The sequence below is a fragment of the Burkholderia sp. LFS061 genome, assembly GCF_047978125.1.
Classification (GTDB): Bacteria; Pseudomonadota; Gammaproteobacteria; order Burkholderiales; family Burkholderiaceae; genus Burkholderia; species Burkholderia pyrrocinia_C.
In genome coordinates this window covers 1-15,951 of sequence record NZ_JBFPFS010000037.1, presented here as the reverse complement: position 1 = coordinate 15,951, position 15,951 = coordinate 1, and the positions used below count along the sequence as shown (strand labels likewise).

Below are 15,951 nucleotides of genomic sequence, written 5' to 3'. Positions count from 1 at the left end.
ATGTGTTCCGACCCAAAGGAGAGAGCCATGCAACATCTACGCAACGTGTCCCGATTTGCCGTCGCCGCGGCGTTGGCCGCCGGCCTCGCAGCCGGCGCGACCGGCGCGTACGCGCAGTCGGACGGCTTGCCCGCCGCACACCAGCAAGGCGACGTCACCTTCGTGTCCGGCGGCATCGGGCTGGACGAATCGACGGCGTTCCAGCGCAACGAGGCGAAGTGGCCGCTGGCGCTGCGCTTCACCGGCAAGGGCGGCGAATTCCTGGCCGACGTCCATGTGCGGATCGTCGACGGCAAGGGCGCGGAAGTGCTGAAAACCGACACGCGCGGGCCGTACATGCTCGTGCAGGTGCCGCCGGGGCGCTATACGGTGCAGGCGTCGTACCAGGGTAGCGACGAATCCCGTACCGTCACGGTCGGCGCGAAGGGCGGTGCGAAAGCCGCGTTCCAGTGGAGCGCGCAGTAGCCCGCCGCACGCGGCCCCCGCCCGGGTTGCGCAATCGAACGAAGTTTCGCCCATAATGAAAGCCACGGCATTCGTGCCGTGGCTTTTTTCGTTTCCTGTCACCGGCCTGCCTGCCGGGCCGCCCGAAGGAGAAACGATGTCAGACGCCGCCGCCCCTCACCTTGAAATCGTGCCGAACCGCCATCGCGTGCGCGTGATCCATCGCGGCATCACGTATGCCGATTCGCACGGCGTGTTGACCGTGCGGGAAGCGGGGCTGCCGGACGTCCACTACCTGCCGCGCGGCGACGTCAACATGCGCAGGCTCGTGAAGTCGGGCGTGACGAGCGCCTGCCCGTTCAGGGGCGAAGCCGTGCATTTCGACTTGCAGACGGAAGACGGCGTGATCGAGAACGCCGCATGGAGTTACGAGGAACCGAAGGCGGCCGCTGCCGCGCTTGCGCACTACGTCGCCTTCGATGTCGCACGGATCGACAGTCTCGTCGAGACGTCCTGATGCGGCGCGCGTTCATCGGGGAGACATCATGGAACTGAACGACACGTTACGCGTCCCGCTCGCGCCGCCTGTCGTGCGGGAGGCCTTCGAGGATCCCGCATTGCTGCGGGCGAGCTTCGACCATTGCGAATCGTTCGTGAAGCTCGCGCACGGCGAGTTCGCGCTGACGATCACGGTGCCGCTCGGCCCGCTGCGCGCACGCTACGACGTGCGTGCGCATGCGGCCGGCGAGCAGGGCGACGCGGAAGGGCGGCCGCGCCGCGTGATCAATTTCAAGGCGCGGGCCGACGGCCTCGGCGTGCTGCGCGGGCAGGTCGAACTGGTGCTGCTGCCCGATGACGATGCGAACGCCACAAGCATCGAGTACGTGGTCTGGGCGACGGCGAGCGGGCCGCTCGCCGAGTTGCCGGCGCGGCAGATCGAGAATGCGCTGCGCGAGTGGACCGACGATTTCTTCCGCGAGTTCTGCGCGGTCGTGCAGGCGAAGCACGGCCTCGCGCCGAATCGCGCGAACCCGGCCGCACAGCGGCGCCAGCACGTGTTCCTGCGGCCGGCGTCGCTGATGGCCGCGACGAAGCGTCCGCTGCCGCCGCACGTTGGCGGCGCACCGACCGGGCGTGCTGCCAGCGTGCTTCATCATCGCGGTGCCGGCACGGTGCCCGTGTGGGCATGGGCGGCGATGATCGTGTTCGTCGCGCTGCTGCTTTATGCGGCGCGCTGGATCAACGGCGGCTGAGCGGCAGAGCGGCCGAGCACCGCCGGATTCGCTTCACGGCCCGCCCACCCCCGGGCGCACGGCGGGCATTAGTGCGTCGCAACGGCATCGGCTCCGGCGCCGCGGAATTCCCTTCGATACGCAGACGGCGACGTGCCGAGCGCGCCCGCGAAATGCTGGCGCAGCGACACGCTCGACCCGTAGCCGGCTGCCTGCGCGATCGCGTCGATCGATTGTCCGGTGGTTTCCAGCAGATGCTGCGCGCGCGCGAGCCGCTCGGCCTGCAGCCACGCGGTGACGGTCGTGCCGGTCGCCTGGCGGAAGTGGCGCGTGAACGTGCGCCGGCTCATCAGCACGCGTTCGGCGAGCGAATCGACGCTGTGCGCGGCGTCGAGGTGCGCGTGCACCCAGTCGAGCAGGCCCGCGAGCCGCGCATCGCGCGGGTGCGCGGCGACGGGCTGCGGCACGTATTGGGCCTGCCCGCCCTGGCGGTGCGGCGGGATCACGAGGCGGCGCGCGATCCGGTTCGCGGCATCCGAGCCGAAGCGCCGCCGCACGACGTGCAGGCAGCAGTCGAGCCCCGCGGCCGTGCCGGCCGACGTCATCAGGTTGCCGTCGTCCACGTACAGCACGTCGGGATCGAGCTTCACGCGCGGAAAGCGTTGCGCGAAGTCGTCGGCCCACGCCCAGTGCGTGGTGGCCGGGCGGCCGTCGAGCAGGCCGGCCGCCGCGAGCACGTACGCGCCGAGGCACAGCCCGACGAGTTGCGCGTCGCGTGCGGCGACCGCGCGCACCGCGTCGAGCAGTTCGTCGGGCGGCGCTTCGTCCGGGTCGCGCCACGCCGGCACGATGACGATGTCCGCGTCGTTGAGTGCGTCGAGCCCGTACGGCGCGGTGATCGTGAAGCCGCCCGTCGTCGCGAGCGGGCCGCGCTCGGCCGAGCAGACGCGAAACTCGAACGCCGGCGACGCGGCCGCGTCGCGCTCCTTGCCGAACACGACGGACGGCACCGACAGGTGGAACGGGCTGATGCCGTCGTATGCGATCACGGCGACGACGGTCGGGGCGGGCGAGGCAGGTGACGCGACGGCGGTCATGACGGGCTCCGGAATGGTGGTGGCCCGATTTTATCGAAGAATGGCTATCGGGCCACTATCCGCGCGGGCGATGCGGCCCGACAATGCATCGCATCGCGCCGCTGGCCGTCCCGTTCCGGGGCGGGGCCGCGCGTCAGGACCAGGAGCCATCCGTGTCGAACACCGCCTCGCATACCACTTCCCGCCGCGCGCTGATCGTGATCGACGTCCAGAACGAATACGTGACGGGCAACCTGCCGATCGAGTATCCGCCGCTCGACGTGTCGCTCGCGAACATTGGCCGCGCGATCGACGCCGCGCATGCGGCCGGCGTGCCCGTGATCGTCGTCCAGCATGTCGCGCCGGCCGGCGCGCCGATCTTCGCGCCCGGCACCGACGGTGTCGCGCTGCACGCGGTCGTCGCCGGCCGCCCGTACGCGCACCTGATCGAGAAGGCGCAGGCGAGCTCGTTCGCCGGGACCGATCTTGCCGCATGGCTCGACGCGCACGGGATCGACACGCTCGCGGTGGCCGGCTACATGACGCACAACTGCAATGCGTCGACGGTCTATCACGCGGCGCACGCGGGACTGAACGTCGAGTATCTCGAGGATGCGACGGGCGCGTTGCCGTACGAGAACGAAGCGGGCGCGGCGAGCGCCGAAGAGATTCACCGCGCGTACACGGTGGTGTTCCAGTCGAATTTCGCGGCCGTGATGTCGACCGACGCGTGGATCGCCGGGCTGGCCGGCGCGCCGATGCCGAAGCGCGATTCGGTGGCCGCGTCGAACCGGCGGGCTCGCGCGCATCGCGCGAAGGCGGCCTGACCCGGTCGCAGAGACGGAGGAGGGCAGCGCATTGCCGCGGCTGTTGTGCGGCCCGGCCCGGCTCGCCGATCGATAAAAATCAAATGGCGCGCGGGCACCCGCCGTGCCATCAGACTCTTTCCTTCAGCATCGCCGGGCTGTAGCGCAGCATGTCGAAGCAGCCGTCGACGAGCTTTTCCGCATGCTGCTCGGCGTCGATCTCGTCGGGCAGCATCAGCATGTCGCGCACGAAGCCGCTGACGAGCGTGTGCAGCATCAGCGTCGCGCGCCACGTATCGAGCCGCTCGGGCAGCAGCTTGAGCCGCACGGCGACCGCGAGATCGGCGTCGATCATGTGCAGCGCCTCGCTCATCCCCGCGCGGTTGCGCTGCAGCAGAGGCTCCATGTCCGCGACGTATTCGCACTTCATGAACAGGATGCTGAACACGCGCCGCAACTGCGAGTCGCGCTGCACGCCGAGCAGGCACCAGATCAGGATCTTGCGGATCTTCTCGAGCGGATTGCCGCCCGGTGCGTCGAGCGGCATCCGCTTCAGCTCGTCGATCGGCAGGAACACGCGGTCGAACATCGCGTCGAACAGCTCGCTCTTGTTCGCGAAATGCCAGTAGATCGCGCCGCGCGTGACGCCGGCGTGCTGGGCGATGTCCGCGAGCGACGTGTGCGACACGCCCTTCTCGAAGAACACGTGTTCGGCGGCATCGAGAATGCGATTGCGCGTCTCGAGCGCCTCCTCCTTGGTACGTCTGACCATGTGCAGGCCTGATTGGATCGATCGTAGGTGAATATAGGGTCCGCAACCCTCTTTGCCGTCATGCGGATTGGCTATGCTTGCGACTGGTAATAATTCGTAAGACTGGACGGTCTGCGCGACACAAACGGGCTTTTTACATACATTCGTGAATGTATATACAATACCACCCTACGATCGAATGACCCAAGTGGCAATCAGTTAATATCCCACTCTGCTGATTCCCGCCCTAGTACCAGTCCGCAGTTCGCTGCATCCCGTCGGCATGGAGGTTTCGTGCCGACGTGCCGTATCCAGCAGTCCAGTAATTCAGGTGTTCGATCTGCGCCGCGAGGCGCATCCGTGTTGCGCTCCCGTCGGGTGCTGCACTTATTCCATTGGTTACACACAGAGGTCGCTCCATGCGCGTCGAACGGGTTCCATACCGCTTGATCACTGTCGCGGCAGCCGCGGTTTTCCTGGCTGCATGCGGAAAAAAAGAATCGGCACCGCCGCCGCAAACGCCGGAAGTCGGCGTCGTCACCGTCCAGCCGCAAGCCGTACCGGTCTTCAGCGAGCTGCCCGGCCGCACCAGCGCGTTCCTCGTCGCGCAGGTCCGCGCGCGGGTCGACGGCATCGTGCTGCGCCGTGAATTCACCGAAGGCACCGACGTCAAGGCCGGCCAGCGTCTCTACAAGATCGATCCGGCGCCGTATATCGCCGCGCTGAACAGCGCGAAGGCGACGCTCGCGAAGGCGCAGGCGAACCTCGCCACGCAGAACGCGCTGGTCGCGCGCTACAAGGTGCTGGTGGCCGCGAACGCGGTCAGCAAGCAGGACTACGACAACGCGGTGGCCACGCAAGGGCAGGCCGCGGCGGACGTCGCGTCCGGCAAGGCAGCGGTCGACACCGCGCAGATCAACCTCGGCTACACGGACGTCGTGTCGCCGATCACGGGCCGCGTCGGCATTTCGCAAGTGACGCCGGGCGCGTACGTGCAGGCGAGCCAGGCGACGCTGATGTCGACGGTGCAGCAGCTCGACCCGGTGTATGTCGACCTCACGCAGTCGAGCCTCGAAGGCCTGAAGCTGCGCCAGGACGTGCAGAGCGGCCGCCTGAAGACGAGCGGCCCGGGCGCGGCGAAGGTGTCGCTGATCCTCGAGGACGGCAAGACCTATGCGGAGCCGGGCAAGCTGCAGTTCTCGGACGTGACGGTCGACCAGGCCACCGGCTCGGTGACGATCCGTGCGGTCTTCCCGAACCCGGGCAAGGTGCTGCTGCCGGGGATGTTTGTGCGCGCTCGGATCGAGCAAGGCGTGAACGAGAACGCGTTCCTGGTGCCGCAGATCGGCGTCACGCATGACCAGAAGGGCCAGGCGATCGCGATGGTGGTGAACGCCGGCAACAAGGTCGAGCCGCGTCCGCTGAAGACGACGGGCATGCAGGGCCAGAACTGGATCGTCGAAGGCGGTCTGCAAGCGGGCGATCACGTGATCGTGCAGGGCGGCGAGAAGGTACGCCCGGGTGCGACCGTGAAGTCGGTGCCGGCGCAGCTCGCACCGGCGGCCAGTGCCGCATCGGACGCCGCCGCCGCAACCGCCGCACCGGCTGCCGCCGGTTCCGGCGCCGCCGCCGCTTCCGGTGCCGCTGCATCGGGCGCCGCGCCGGCGAGTGCCGCCGCTGCTTCGAGCGCGCAATAACAGGGAGCCTGTTTCATGGCAAAGTTTTTTATCGATCGCCCGATCTTCGCGTGGGTGATCGCCATCATCCTGATGCTGGCCGGGGTTGCGGCGATCTTCACGCTGCCGATCTCGCAGTATCCGACGATCGCGCCGCCATCGATCCAGATCACCGCGAACTACCCGGGCGCTTCCGCGAAGACGGTGGAAGACACGGTGACGCAGGTGATCGAGCAGCAGATGAGCGGTCTCGACAACTTCCTGTACATGTCGTCGACGAGTGACGACTCGGGCAACGCGACGATCACGCTGACCTTCGCGCCGGGAACCAACGCCGACATCGCGCAGGTCCAGGTGCAGAACAAGCTGTCGCTCGCGACGCCGGTCCTGCCGCAGGTCGTGCAGCAGCTCGGCCTGTCGGTGACGAAGTCGAGCAGCAGCTTCCTGCTGGTGCTCGCCTTCAACTCCGAAGACGGCAGCATGAACAAGTACGACCTCGCGAACTTCGTGGCGTCGCACGTGAAGGATCCGATCAGCCGGCTGAACGGCGTCGGTACCGTCACGCTGTTCGGCTCGCAGTACGCGATGCGGATCTGGCTCGACCCGACCCGCCTGACGAACTACGGCCTCACGCCGGTCGACGTGAGCTCGGCGATCACCGCGCAGAACGTGCAGATCGCGGGCGGCCAGATCGGCGGCACGCCGGCGAAGCCGGGCACCGTGCTGCAGGCGACGATCACCGAATCGACGCTGCTGCAGACGCCCGAGCAGTTCGGCAACATCCTGCTGAAGGTCAACCAGGACGGCTCGCAGGTGCGCCTGAAGGACGTCGCGCAGATCGGCCTCGGCGGCGAAAACTACAACTTCGACACGAAGTACAACGGTCAGCCGACCGCGGCACTCGGTATCCAGCTCGCGACCAACGCGAACGCGCTCGCGACCGCGAAGGCCGTGCGCGCGAAGATCGATGAGCTGGCACCGTTCTTCCCGCACGGCCTCGTCGTGAAGTATCCGTACGACACGACGCCGTTCGTGAAGCTGTCGATCGAGGAAGTGGTCAAGACGCTGCTCGAAGGTATCGTGCTGGTGTTCCTCGTGATGTATCTGTTCCTGCAGAACCTGCGGGCGACGATCATCCCGACGATCGCGGTGCCGGTCGTGCTGCTCGGCACGTTCGCGATCATGTCGCTGGTGGGCTTCTCGATCAACACGCTGTCGATGTTCGGCCTCGTGCTCGCGATCGGCCTGCTGGTCGACGATGCGATCGTGGTGGTCGAGAACGTCGAGCGCGTGATGGCGGAAGAGGGCCTGTCACCGAAGGAGGCGACCCGCAAGGCGATGGGCCAGATCACCGGCGCACTCGTCGGCGTGGCGCTCGTGCTGTCGGCGGTGTTCGTGCCGGTCGCGTTCTCCGGCGGGTCGGTCGGCGCGATCTATCGCCAGTTCTCGCTGACGATCGTGTCGGCGATGGTGCTGTCGGTGCTCGTCGCGTTGATTCTGACGCCGGCGCTGTGCGCGACGATCCTGAAGCCGATCCCGCAAGGGCATCACGAAGAGAAGAAGGGCTTCTTCGGCTGGTTCAACCGCACGTTCAACAATAGCCGCGACAAGTACCACGTCGGCGTGCACCACGTGATCAAGCGTTCGGGCCGCTGGCTCATCATCTATCTGGTCGTGATCGTCGCGGTCGGCCTGCTGTTCGTGCGCCTGCCGAAGTCGTTCCTGCCCGATGAAGACCAGGGCCTGATGTTCGTGATCGTGCAGACGCCGTCGGGTTCGACGCAGGAAACGACCGCGAAGACGCTCGCGAACATTTCCGACTACCTGCTGAAGGACGAGAAGGAAATCGTCGAATCGGCGTTCACGGTGAACGGCTTCAGCTTCGCGGGCCGCGGCCAGAACTCGGGTCTCGTGTTCGTGCGCCTGAAGGACTACTCGCAGCGTCAGCATGCGAACCAGAAGGTGCAGGCGCTGATCGGCCGGATGTTCGGGCGCTACGCGGGCTACAAGGACGCGATCGTGATCCCGTTCAACCCGCCGTCGATTCCTGAACTCGGTACGGCCGCCGGCTTCGACTTCGAGCTGACGGACAACGCCGGTCTCGGTCACGACGCGCTGATGGCCGCGCGTAACCAGCTGCTCGGGATGGCTTCGAAGGATCCGACGCTGCAGGGCGTGCGCCCGAACGGCCTGAACGACACGCCGCAGTACAAGGTCGACATCGATCGCGAGAAGGCGAATGCGCTCGGCGTGACGGCGGATGCGATCGACCAGACGTTCTCGATCGCGTGGGCGTCGAAGTACGTGAACAACTTCCTCGACACCGACGGCCGGATCAAGAAGGTCTACGTGCAGGCCGACGCACCGTTCCGGATGACGCCGGAGGACATGAACATCTGGTACGTGCGCAACGGGTCGGGCGGGATGGTGCCGTTCAGCGCGTTCGCGACCGGTCACTGGACGTACGGTTCGCCGAAGCTCGAGCGCTACAACGGTGTTTCGGCGATGGAAATCCAGGGTCAGGCCGCACCGGGCAAGTCGACCGGTCAGGCGATGACCGCGATGGAAGGGCTCGCGAAGAAGCTGCCGGTCGGTATCGGCTATTCGTGGACCGGCCTGTCGTTCCAGGAAATCCAGTCCGGTTCGCAGGCGCCGATCCTGTACGCGATCTCGATCCTCGTCGTGTTCCTGTGTCTCGCGGCACTGTATGAAAGCTGGTCGATCCCGTTCTCGGTGATCATGGTCGTGCCGCTCGGCGTGATCGGCGCACTGCTCGCGGCGACGATGCGCGGCCTCGAGAACGACGTGTTCTTCCAGGTCGGCCTGCTGACTACCGTGGGCCTGTCCGCGAAGAACGCGATCCTGATCGTGGAGTTCGCGCGCGAACTGCAGCAGTCGGAGAAGATGGGGCCGATCGAGGCCGCGCTGGAAGCGGCGCGCCTGCGGCTGCGTCCGATCCTGATGACGTCGCTCGCGTTCATTCTCGGCGTGATGCCGCTCGCGATCAGCAACGGCGCGGGTTCGGCGAGCCAGCACGCGATCGGTACGGGCGTGATCGGCGGGATGATCACGGCGACGTTCCTCGCGATCTTCATGATCCCGATGTTCTTCGTGAAGATCCGCGCGATCTTCAGCGGCGAGAAGGAAGACGTCGACGAGGCGCTGCGCCTGGCTCAGGAGCACTCGCACCACGAAGAGAAGCCGGGCAACGGCGACGAAGGCAACAAGGGACAGTGATGATGCAAAAACACGCTTTGACTGCAATCGCGGTCGCGCTCTTTGCCACGGGCTGCACGATGGCGCCGCATTACAAGCGGCCCGACGCGCCCGTCGCACAGGCGTACCCGGCCGGCGGCGTCTACGCGACGCAGCCGGGCGCTGCCGGCGCGCGCAGCGCGAACGGCCAGGCGGCGACCGCCATCGGCTGGCGCGAATTCTTCGTCGATCCGCGCCTGCAGCGGCTGATCGAGATCGCGCTGAAGAACAACCGCGACCTGCGCGTGTCGGTGCTGAACATCGAGGCGGCGCGCGCGCAGTACCAGATCACGCGCGCGGGCCTGTTCCCGACGCTCGACGGCACCGGTACGGGCAGCATCCAGCGCGTACCGCAGGGCTTGTCGACGACCGGTGCGCCGTACATCTCGCGCAGCTACAACGTCGGGCTTTCCGCGTCGTGGGAACTCGACCTGTTCGGCCGCGTGCAGAGCCTGAAGGACCAGGCGCTCGCGCAGTACCTGTCGACCGCATACGCGCGGCAGGCGTCGGAAATCTCGCTGGTGTCGCAGGTGGCTGACCAGTACCTGACGCTGCTGTCGACCGACGATCTGCTGAAGGTCACGGAGAACACGCTGAAGACCGCGCAGGCGTCGTACGACCTGACGAAGCTGCAGTTCGACAACGGCACGGGCTCCGAGCTCGAGCTGCGCCAGGCGCAGACGGTGGTCGAGACGGCGCTCGCGAACCAGCAGGCGCAGGCGCGTGCGCGTGCGCAGGCGCTGAACGCGCTGGTGCTGCTGATCGGCGAGCCGCTGCCGGACGATTTGCCGCCGGGCATGCCGCTCGACGCGCAGAACCTGCTGACGGACGTGCCGGCCGGGTTGCCGTCGGACCTGCTGACGCGTCGTCCGGACGTGATGCAGGCCGAGCAGACGCTGCTGGCCGCGAACGCGAACATCGGCGCGGCACGCGCGGCGTTCTTCCCGAAGATATCGCTGACGGCGGCGTTCGGCACCGCGAGCCCGACGCTCGGCGGCCTGTTCAAGGCCGGTACGGCGGCGTGGTCGTTTGCGCCGAGTATTGCGCTGCCGATCTTCGAGGGCGGTTCGAACATCGCCAATCTCGATCTCGCGCACGTGCAGAAGCGCATCGAGATCGCGAACTACGAGAAGGCGATCCAGTCGGCATTCCGCGAAGTTTCGGACGGGCTGGCTGCGCGCGGCACGTACGACCAGCAGATCGCCGCGCTCGAACGCAACGAGCACGCGCAGCAGCGCCGCTTCGACCTGTCGGACCTGCGTTACAAGAACGGCGTCGACAGCTACCTGTCGGTGCTGACCGCGCAGACGGATCTGTACTCGGCGCAGCAGACGCTCATCAGCGCGCGTCTGGCGCGCTGGACGAACCTGGTCGACCTGTACCGCGCACTGGGCGGCGGCTGGACCCAGCGCGCCGGCGAGACGCCGCGCGCGCCGGATGAGCCGGTCGACTACGACAAGGCGGCAGCGCCTGCGTCGGCTTCGACCGCAGTGGCGAAGGGCTGAGCGCCGCCGGCCGGCGCGATGCGGGCGGCCAACCGCCCATGCCCCGCAAAAAACAAACGCCACGGACGAAAGTCCGTGGCGTTTTTCTTTTGGTAGAGGTGCGAGATTCGACGTCTGGGCAAACGCACGACTACAGACTAGTTTGGGGCGGACATCGCCTTATCACGATTAGTTATCCAAATTTAGAATTCGTCTGATTGATTCTTCTCTATTGTTCGAGCAATTTTGGGTGCGTGGCACTTCTAAAAAATTGACCGAGAGAGGAAATCCGGATGAGTAACGAGCAGCAAGCACCAACGCATCTCTTTGCCACCATCGGTGCACTCACGGAACGAGGAGGTCGGGTGACTGCGGCCACCAGTGGCCTGACGGTTGCCGGGCTCGCCGTTGCCCGCGTCGGCGACATCGTGACCTACGAGGACGGCAGTGAGGCCGTTATCACAGACGGTGCGGGCGATTATACGGTCGGCGGCGACAAGCCGTTTGCGCTGGTAGGTAGCCGATTGAGCAACGGCGACCACATTGTCGAGACGCTTCAGCGTTCATGGGGGATTCATGTGTCGGTGGGCGAACCCGTCGACGGATTGTTCGACCCGGCCTATGTACCGCCGCCTGCGCCGCGACGTTACCGGCTGGCGGTGCGAGGGGCGACGACGGCGCGGGGCGGCGTGCTGCGCGAGGTGACCGGTACGTGGGACACTGACGTCCGGCTCGGCAAGGCCGGCGTCATCGGTAATCTGATTCACTATGCAGATGGATCGACCGCCCGAATCATAAGCGGCCTCGGCCTCGTGGACAGCCGTGACTTCGAGCCGCTGGCTTTCGTCGGTAGCGCAGTGGACAACGGCGACGTCATTACGGACAGCCCGGAACGTGAGGGCATGGTATCTGCTGGCGCCTTCACCGTTATCAAGCGTGCGGCCATGACACGCTGAGGGGGGCCGCATGATCCGATATTTTCTCGCCAGAGGGGACCATGGCGGCAGCGCCACGATTACGGAAGGACTGGAGCACGTTACTTGCTCCAATCCGCCGCCGCGTGTGCATATTGCGACGCTCTACATGAAAACTTACTGCAGCGCTTGTCAGCAGGAAGGATTCATCGCGCCGAAAGGGCCGCGTTGGCCGGGCACGGGTCCGAACGGCCAGCCGTGGGCGTTGAGCGGCGACATCAACGTCTGCGGCTGCAACCCTCCGCCGATTTTCTATGCTGAGCGCGGCATGAGTATGACCTTTACCGTCGAAGAGATAGCGCAGTTGACGGGGAAGGTCAGCTCATGTGTCGAGACGGCAAGAGGTGGCACGGCAGTCTATGATCAGCAGTTTGTCATTCGCGACAGGCAGTCCAGGCAACCGGTTGCAGGTGTGCGATATTGGATTACAAATCGCCGTGGTGACGTACTGGCGTCAGGTATTACCGGCGCACAGGGCCATACCGCGCGAGTGGCTACGCAGGGATCGGAATCGGTAAAGCTTGAAATCAGCGAGGAGGGCGAGTGAGAGTCGACAATCGTGTTGAAATTGCTGAAGCCGTGACGGACACGATAGAGGGGTCCATGATCGAGGCATTAATCTCGAACGGGCCACCGATCTGTCCTAACATGACAGACGCAGAGTTTCGCCGTACGGTTCTAACGTTGCGTGACAGTGCTGTAAAAATGATTGACGTCCGGCTCGCGGATTTGAGCAAGTGGGGGACGGTCGAACGTGAACGCGTCGTAATGTGGTTCGGCTCAAGCGATGAAGCGATTCGCCAACGTCTGTCAGTCGGTCTTTCAGCAGTAAGTCGCGTGATGCATGATCTCAAGCCCGGGAATTTCGTTCGTCAGTCAGAGAGGCTTGATCGATACCTTGGCTGCACGCCGAATAACAAGAATCCAGATGGCGTTGTCGCTCATGTATGTGGCCCCGATACTGCGACGCATACTATTTGCATCCACGAGAATTTTTGCGAAATGCGTGCCGTATCCAGCGCGAAAGACTCAATGCTCTCTACGTTGATTCATGAATGCACTCACTTTGTCGACACATTTGGTTCGCACGATCATCGGTACTCGATGCGCGAGTGCTTGACATTCGCCAAGACACACCCGGAGCTTGCAATTGACAATGCGGACAGCATCGCTGGGGATGTTGTCTACGAGAACTAGGCGCAACGTAAAGACACGATTCGTGTTGAATGCGATGGGACGTGAAGGTAGGGCGATATGTGGAAAAGGTCGGTGTGTATTCTGTTGACGGCTTTCACGTCTGGAGCGTTCGCTTGCTCTCCGGTACGTACATTGGATATTTCGTTTGAAAGAAATTCTGCCAAGATACCCGGAAATGAACTAGTAAAGTTGGCCAATTGGGCGATAGACCTTCAACTCAAGTACCCAAATCTCGATCGTACGTCTATCGGTGGCCTTGCCGAGGCTAACGAAAAAGAACCACGCGCGTTGGCCGAGCAACGTGCGGAAAACGTTAGGCAGATTCTATTCACATTGGGCTTTGGTAGAGCCCCGATCGACGTCGACGCAAGGCTTTACGCGGCGCATCATATCGACGGTATGACGGAAGATGGCCGGAGAGTAGAAATCGACTTCCTCCCGGGCTGCCCGCATGAATGCCCTTGTCAGGTGAAGTAGAGCTGACGATTGGCGCGACGGCGCCGCTTGCCATGATCCGGCGAAGCAGCGCCGTAAGCGTGTGCCGCACGGCACCTTGCGCGTCACCATCGGACGCGCGTGCCGCCAATCCGTCAGTGCAGGTCCACCGGCCGCCCGTCGAAGTCGTGCCCTGCGCGGCGGATGTCGCACTTCGCATCCTTTTCGCCTTTCACGCCGTTGAACACGATGTTCAGGATCACGGCCGTGGCCGATGCCAGCAGGATGCCGCTGTGCAGGATCGGTGCGAGCGCGGGCGGCAGCTTCGAGAAGAAGTGCGGCGACACGACCGGCACGAGGCCCATGCCGACGCTCACGGCGACGATGAACAGGTTGTGGCTGTTGTTCACGAAGTCGACCTTCGACAGCACCTTGATGCCGTTCGCGGCCACCATCCCGAACATCACGATGCCTGCGCCGCCGAGCACGAACGGCGGCACCGACGCGACGACCTGCGCCATCTTCGGGAACAGGCCGAGCATCACGAGGATCACGCCGCCCGTTGCGCACACGAACCGGCTCTTCACGCCCGTCACGCCGATCAGGCCGACGTTTTGCGAGAACGACGTATGCGGGAACGAGTTGAAGATGCCGCCGATCAGCGTGCCGAGACCGTCGACGCGCAGGCCGCGCACGAGACGCTCCTGGTCGACCGGGCGATCGACCATGTCGCCGACCGCGAGGAACATGCCGGTCGATTCGATGAACGTGACGAACATCACCGTGACCATCGTCGCGATCGACAGCGGGTCGAAGTGCGGCCAGCCGAAGTGGAACGGCATCACGAAGCCGACCCACGGCGCAAGCGACACGCCTTCGGTGTTCACGCGGCCGAGGATGAACGCGATCACGAAGCCGGCGACGATGCCGAGCAGCACCGAGATGTTCGCGATGAAGCCGCGGCCGAACTTGTTGATCAGCAGGATCAGCGTCAGCACGAGCAGCGACAGGCCGAGATAGACCGGGCTGCCGTATTCGGGATTGCCGACGCCGCCGGCGGCCCAGTTGATGCCGACTTCCATCAGCGACAGCCCGATCACGGCAATCACGGTGCCGACGACCACCGGCGGGAAGAATCGCAACAGCTTGCCGATCGTCGGCGCCAGCACGATGCCGACGATGCCGGCCGCGATGGTCGAGCCGAAGATGTCGAGAATGCCGAGGCCGGGGTTCGTACCGATCGCGATCATCGGGCCGACGGCCGCGAACGTGCAGCCCATGATGACGGGCAGGCGGATCCCGAAGATCCACAGGCCCAGCGTCTGGATCAGCGTGGCGATGCCGCACGAAAACAGATCGGCGCTGATCAGGAACGCGATCTGGTCTTTCGGCAGCTTGAGCGCGCCGCCGACGATAAGCGGCACGGCGACGGCGCCGGCGTACATGACGAGGACGTGTTGCAGACCAAGCGTTACCAGCTTGCCGGTCGGCAGCACCTCATCGCACGGATGGACCGTGTTCGATTGCATCTGTCTCACTCCATGATCTTGTTTTCGGGGTGATACGAAGTTATGCGGAATGAATCCGTGCAACAAGAGCACTGGGTACTATTCCGTTCTTTGCTGGTTCGATATGCCATTTCGGCATGAAACAGGGTGTCGATCATCGGGAAACTGCCGCAGGAGTGAGGTTCCCCGGTTTTATAGCCCTTCAAAATAGCGCCGGCCCCCATGTCAAATATCGGCCGCTTTATGGTGTGTATCGGTGCGGCCGCATAGTGGCAAAAAGGGGTGTCGGAAAACCGCGCCGGGTTAACCCGCGAACGGCCGCTTTTGCACGCAAGGTGCAGCCCGGCGAAACCCGGCTGCCGACCGCGGCTTCCGTGCATCGCATTGCGCTGCGGTGACCGCAAAAGCCTGGGCGAGTATCGCGATCCCGTTATCATCGACATCCGTTCATTCGAATTCACCGTCACGTCATGCGCCTGCTCGGAATCGACCTCGGCACCGGCTCCGTCAAACTCGTCACGCTCGATGCCGACGGCGTCGAGCGTGCGGTTGCGAGCGAACCCTATGCGTTGTCGTCGCCGCGGCCCGGCTGGGCCGAGATCGCGCCCGATGCGTGGTGGCAGGCGCTCGTGCGCGCGGCCGCGCGGCTGCCGGCCGGCGAGCGCACGCAGGTCGCGGCGATCGGCTTCTCGGGCCAGATGCATGGCGTCGTGCTGATCGACGCGGCCGGGCAGCCGGTGCGGCCCGCGCTGCTGTGGCCCGACACGCGCGCGGTGCGCGAAGCGGACGCGTCCGATTGGTCCGTCGCTGGAATGCCCGTCGCCGGAATGCCCGCCGCTCCGAACCCGGTCGCGCCGGGCATGGCAGGCCCGCTGTTGCGCTGGCTGGCCGCGCACGAGCCCGATGCGCCGCGCGCCGCGCGCTGGGCCGTGCAGCCGAAGGACTGGTTGCGCATCGCGCTCGGCGGCGACGTCGCGGCCGATCCGAGCGATGCGTGCGCGACCGCGCTCGCGACGCCCGACGGCGCCTGGGATACGGCCTTGATCGACGCGCTCGGCCTGCCGGCCGACCGGTTCGCGCCTGTCCATGCGTCGACTGCGCGCAGCGGTACGC

The 15,951-nt window shown here is 65.3% G+C and carries 14 protein-coding genes; 11 read left to right on the top strand and 3 right to left on the bottom strand.

The genetic code is table 11. The features are described from left to right. Positions 1-27 precede the first annotated feature (27 nt). The 3 genes from ACNQQL_RS26595 to ACNQQL_RS26585 all read left to right on the top strand — a co-directional run bounded on the left by ACNQQL_RS26595 (position 28) and on the right by ACNQQL_RS26585 (position 1,697). Positions 28-465 carry a carboxypeptidase-like regulatory domain-containing protein gene (locus ACNQQL_RS26595; protein WP_347066856.1) on the top strand — a complete coding sequence of 146 codons (438 nt, stop codon included), beginning with the start codon at positions 28-30 and terminating at the stop codon, positions 463-465. Between the two features lie 136 nt (positions 466-601). Next, entirely contained in the window at positions 602-961 is a 360-nt protein-coding gene (locus ACNQQL_RS26590) for a DUF427 domain-containing protein (RefSeq protein ID WP_072442899.1), read from the top strand. A gap of 28 nt (positions 962-989) precedes the next feature. Further along, on the top strand, positions 990-1,697 hold the full coding sequence (locus tag ACNQQL_RS26585) for a CoxG family protein (protein ID WP_347066854.1): 708 nt from the start codon (positions 990-992) through the stop codon (positions 1,695-1,697). A gap of 68 nt (positions 1,698-1,765) precedes the next feature. Here the strand turns inward: ACNQQL_RS26585 and ACNQQL_RS26580 are convergent, their stop codons facing one another. Then, entirely contained in the window at positions 1,766-2,773 is a 1,008-nt protein-coding gene (locus ACNQQL_RS26580; protein WP_347066852.1) for a helix-turn-helix domain-containing protein, read from the bottom strand. 83 nt (positions 2,774-2,856) lie between these two features. Here ACNQQL_RS26580 and ACNQQL_RS26575 point away from each other — a divergent pair, with 83 nt between their 5' ends. Beyond that, positions 2,857-3,579: a cysteine hydrolase family protein gene (locus tag ACNQQL_RS26575; protein ID WP_416392721.1), complete on the top strand. Its 723-nt coding sequence runs from the start codon at positions 2,857-2,859 to the stop codon at positions 3,577-3,579. A gap of 109 nt (positions 3,580-3,688) precedes the next feature. On the opposite strand, the gene ACNQQL_RS26570 is transcribed toward ACNQQL_RS26575, so the two are convergent. Further along, positions 3,689-4,330, bottom strand: a complete 642-nt coding sequence (locus tag ACNQQL_RS26570; protein WP_347066849.1) for a TetR family transcriptional regulator — start codon at positions 4,328-4,330, stop codon at positions 3,689-3,691. Between the two features lie 398 nt (positions 4,331-4,728). Between ACNQQL_RS26570 and ACNQQL_RS26565 the strand changes: the two genes are divergently transcribed. The 6 genes from ACNQQL_RS26565 to ACNQQL_RS26540 all read left to right on the top strand — a co-directional run bounded on the left by ACNQQL_RS26565 (position 4,729) and on the right by ACNQQL_RS26540 (position 12,895). Then, positions 4,729-6,006 (top strand): efflux RND transporter periplasmic adaptor subunit, encoded by a 1,278-nt coding sequence (locus ACNQQL_RS26565; protein ID WP_072442776.1) that lies wholly within the window; start codon positions 4,729-4,731, stop codon positions 6,004-6,006. Between the two features lie 15 nt (positions 6,007-6,021). Then, a complete protein-coding gene (bpeB, locus tag ACNQQL_RS26560; protein WP_072442778.1) occupies positions 6,022-9,222 on the top strand; it encodes an efflux RND transporter permease BpeB in 3,201 nt (1,066 codons plus the stop codon). Beyond that, positions 9,222-10,745: an efflux transporter outer membrane subunit gene (locus ACNQQL_RS26555; protein ID WP_347066846.1), complete on the top strand. Its 1,524-nt coding sequence runs from the start codon at positions 9,222-9,224 to the stop codon at positions 10,743-10,745. The genes bpeB and ACNQQL_RS26555 overlap by 1 nt, the downstream gene beginning before the upstream one ends. Before the next feature lie 272 nt (positions 10,746-11,017). Beyond that, the gene (locus ACNQQL_RS26550; protein ID WP_347066844.1) at positions 11,018-11,680 is read left to right on the top strand and encodes a PAAR domain-containing protein; all 663 of its coding nucleotides are present in this window, start codon (positions 11,018-11,020) and stop codon (positions 11,678-11,680) included. A gap of 10 nt (positions 11,681-11,690) precedes the next feature. Continuing rightward, positions 11,691-12,245: a hypothetical protein gene (locus ACNQQL_RS26545; RefSeq protein WP_072442784.1), complete on the top strand. Its 555-nt coding sequence runs from the start codon at positions 11,691-11,693 to the stop codon at positions 12,243-12,245. Then, positions 12,242-12,895: a M35 family metallo-endopeptidase gene (locus ACNQQL_RS26540; RefSeq protein ID WP_347066841.1), complete on the top strand. Its 654-nt coding sequence runs from the start codon at positions 12,242-12,244 to the stop codon at positions 12,893-12,895. The genes ACNQQL_RS26545 and ACNQQL_RS26540 overlap by 4 nt, the downstream gene beginning before the upstream one ends. Positions 12,896-13,485: 590 nt before the next feature. Here ACNQQL_RS26540 and ACNQQL_RS26535 read toward each other — a convergent pair. Further along, positions 13,486-14,859 carry a nucleobase:cation symporter-2 family protein gene (locus ACNQQL_RS26535; RefSeq protein ID WP_347066839.1) on the bottom strand — a complete coding sequence of 458 codons (1,374 nt, stop codon included), beginning with the start codon at positions 14,857-14,859 and terminating at the stop codon, positions 13,486-13,488. Between the two features lie 449 nt (positions 14,860-15,308). On the opposite strand from ACNQQL_RS26535, the gene ACNQQL_RS26530 reads away from it, so the two are divergent. Then, a partial coding sequence (locus ACNQQL_RS26530) for an FGGY family carbohydrate kinase (protein WP_347066838.1) occupies positions 15,309-15,951 on the top strand: 643 nt, incomplete at its 3' end.

Excerpts from the sequence above, each read along its gene's own strand:
- ACNQQL_RS26595 (WP_347066856.1), top strand. The coding sequence starts at position 28 with ATGCAACATCTACGCAACGTGTCCCGATTTGCCGTCGCCGCGGCGTTG.
- ACNQQL_RS26590 (WP_072442899.1), top strand. The coding sequence starts at position 602 with ATGTCAGACGCCGCCGCCCCTCACCTTGAAATCGTGCCGAACCGCCAT.
- ACNQQL_RS26585 (WP_347066854.1), top strand. The coding sequence starts at position 990 with ATGGAACTGAACGACACGTTACGCGTCCCGCTCGCGCCGCCTGTCGTG.
- ACNQQL_RS26580 (WP_347066852.1), bottom strand. The coding sequence starts at position 2,773 with ATGACCGCCGTCGCGTCACCTGCCTCGCCCGCCCCGACCGTCGTCGCC.
- ACNQQL_RS26575 (WP_416392721.1), top strand. The coding sequence starts at position 2,857 with ATGCATCGCATCGCGCCGCTGGCCGTCCCGTTCCGGGGCGGGGCCGCG.
- ACNQQL_RS26570 (WP_347066849.1), bottom strand. The coding sequence starts at position 4,330 with ATGGTCAGACGTACCAAGGAGGAGGCGCTCGAGACGCGCAATCGCATT.
- ACNQQL_RS26565 (WP_072442776.1), top strand. The coding sequence starts at position 4,729 with ATGCGCGTCGAACGGGTTCCATACCGCTTGATCACTGTCGCGGCAGCC.
- bpeB (WP_072442778.1), top strand. The coding sequence starts at position 6,022 with ATGGCAAAGTTTTTTATCGATCGCCCGATCTTCGCGTGGGTGATCGCC.
- ACNQQL_RS26555 (WP_347066846.1), top strand. The coding sequence starts at position 9,222 with ATGATGCAAAAACACGCTTTGACTGCAATCGCGGTCGCGCTCTTTGCC.
- ACNQQL_RS26550 (WP_347066844.1), top strand. The coding sequence starts at position 11,018 with ATGAGTAACGAGCAGCAAGCACCAACGCATCTCTTTGCCACCATCGGT.
- ACNQQL_RS26545 (WP_072442784.1), top strand. The coding sequence starts at position 11,691 with ATGATCCGATATTTTCTCGCCAGAGGGGACCATGGCGGCAGCGCCACG.
- ACNQQL_RS26535 (WP_347066839.1), bottom strand. The coding sequence starts at position 14,859 with ATGCAATCGAACACGGTCCATCCGTGCGATGAGGTGCTGCCGACCGGC.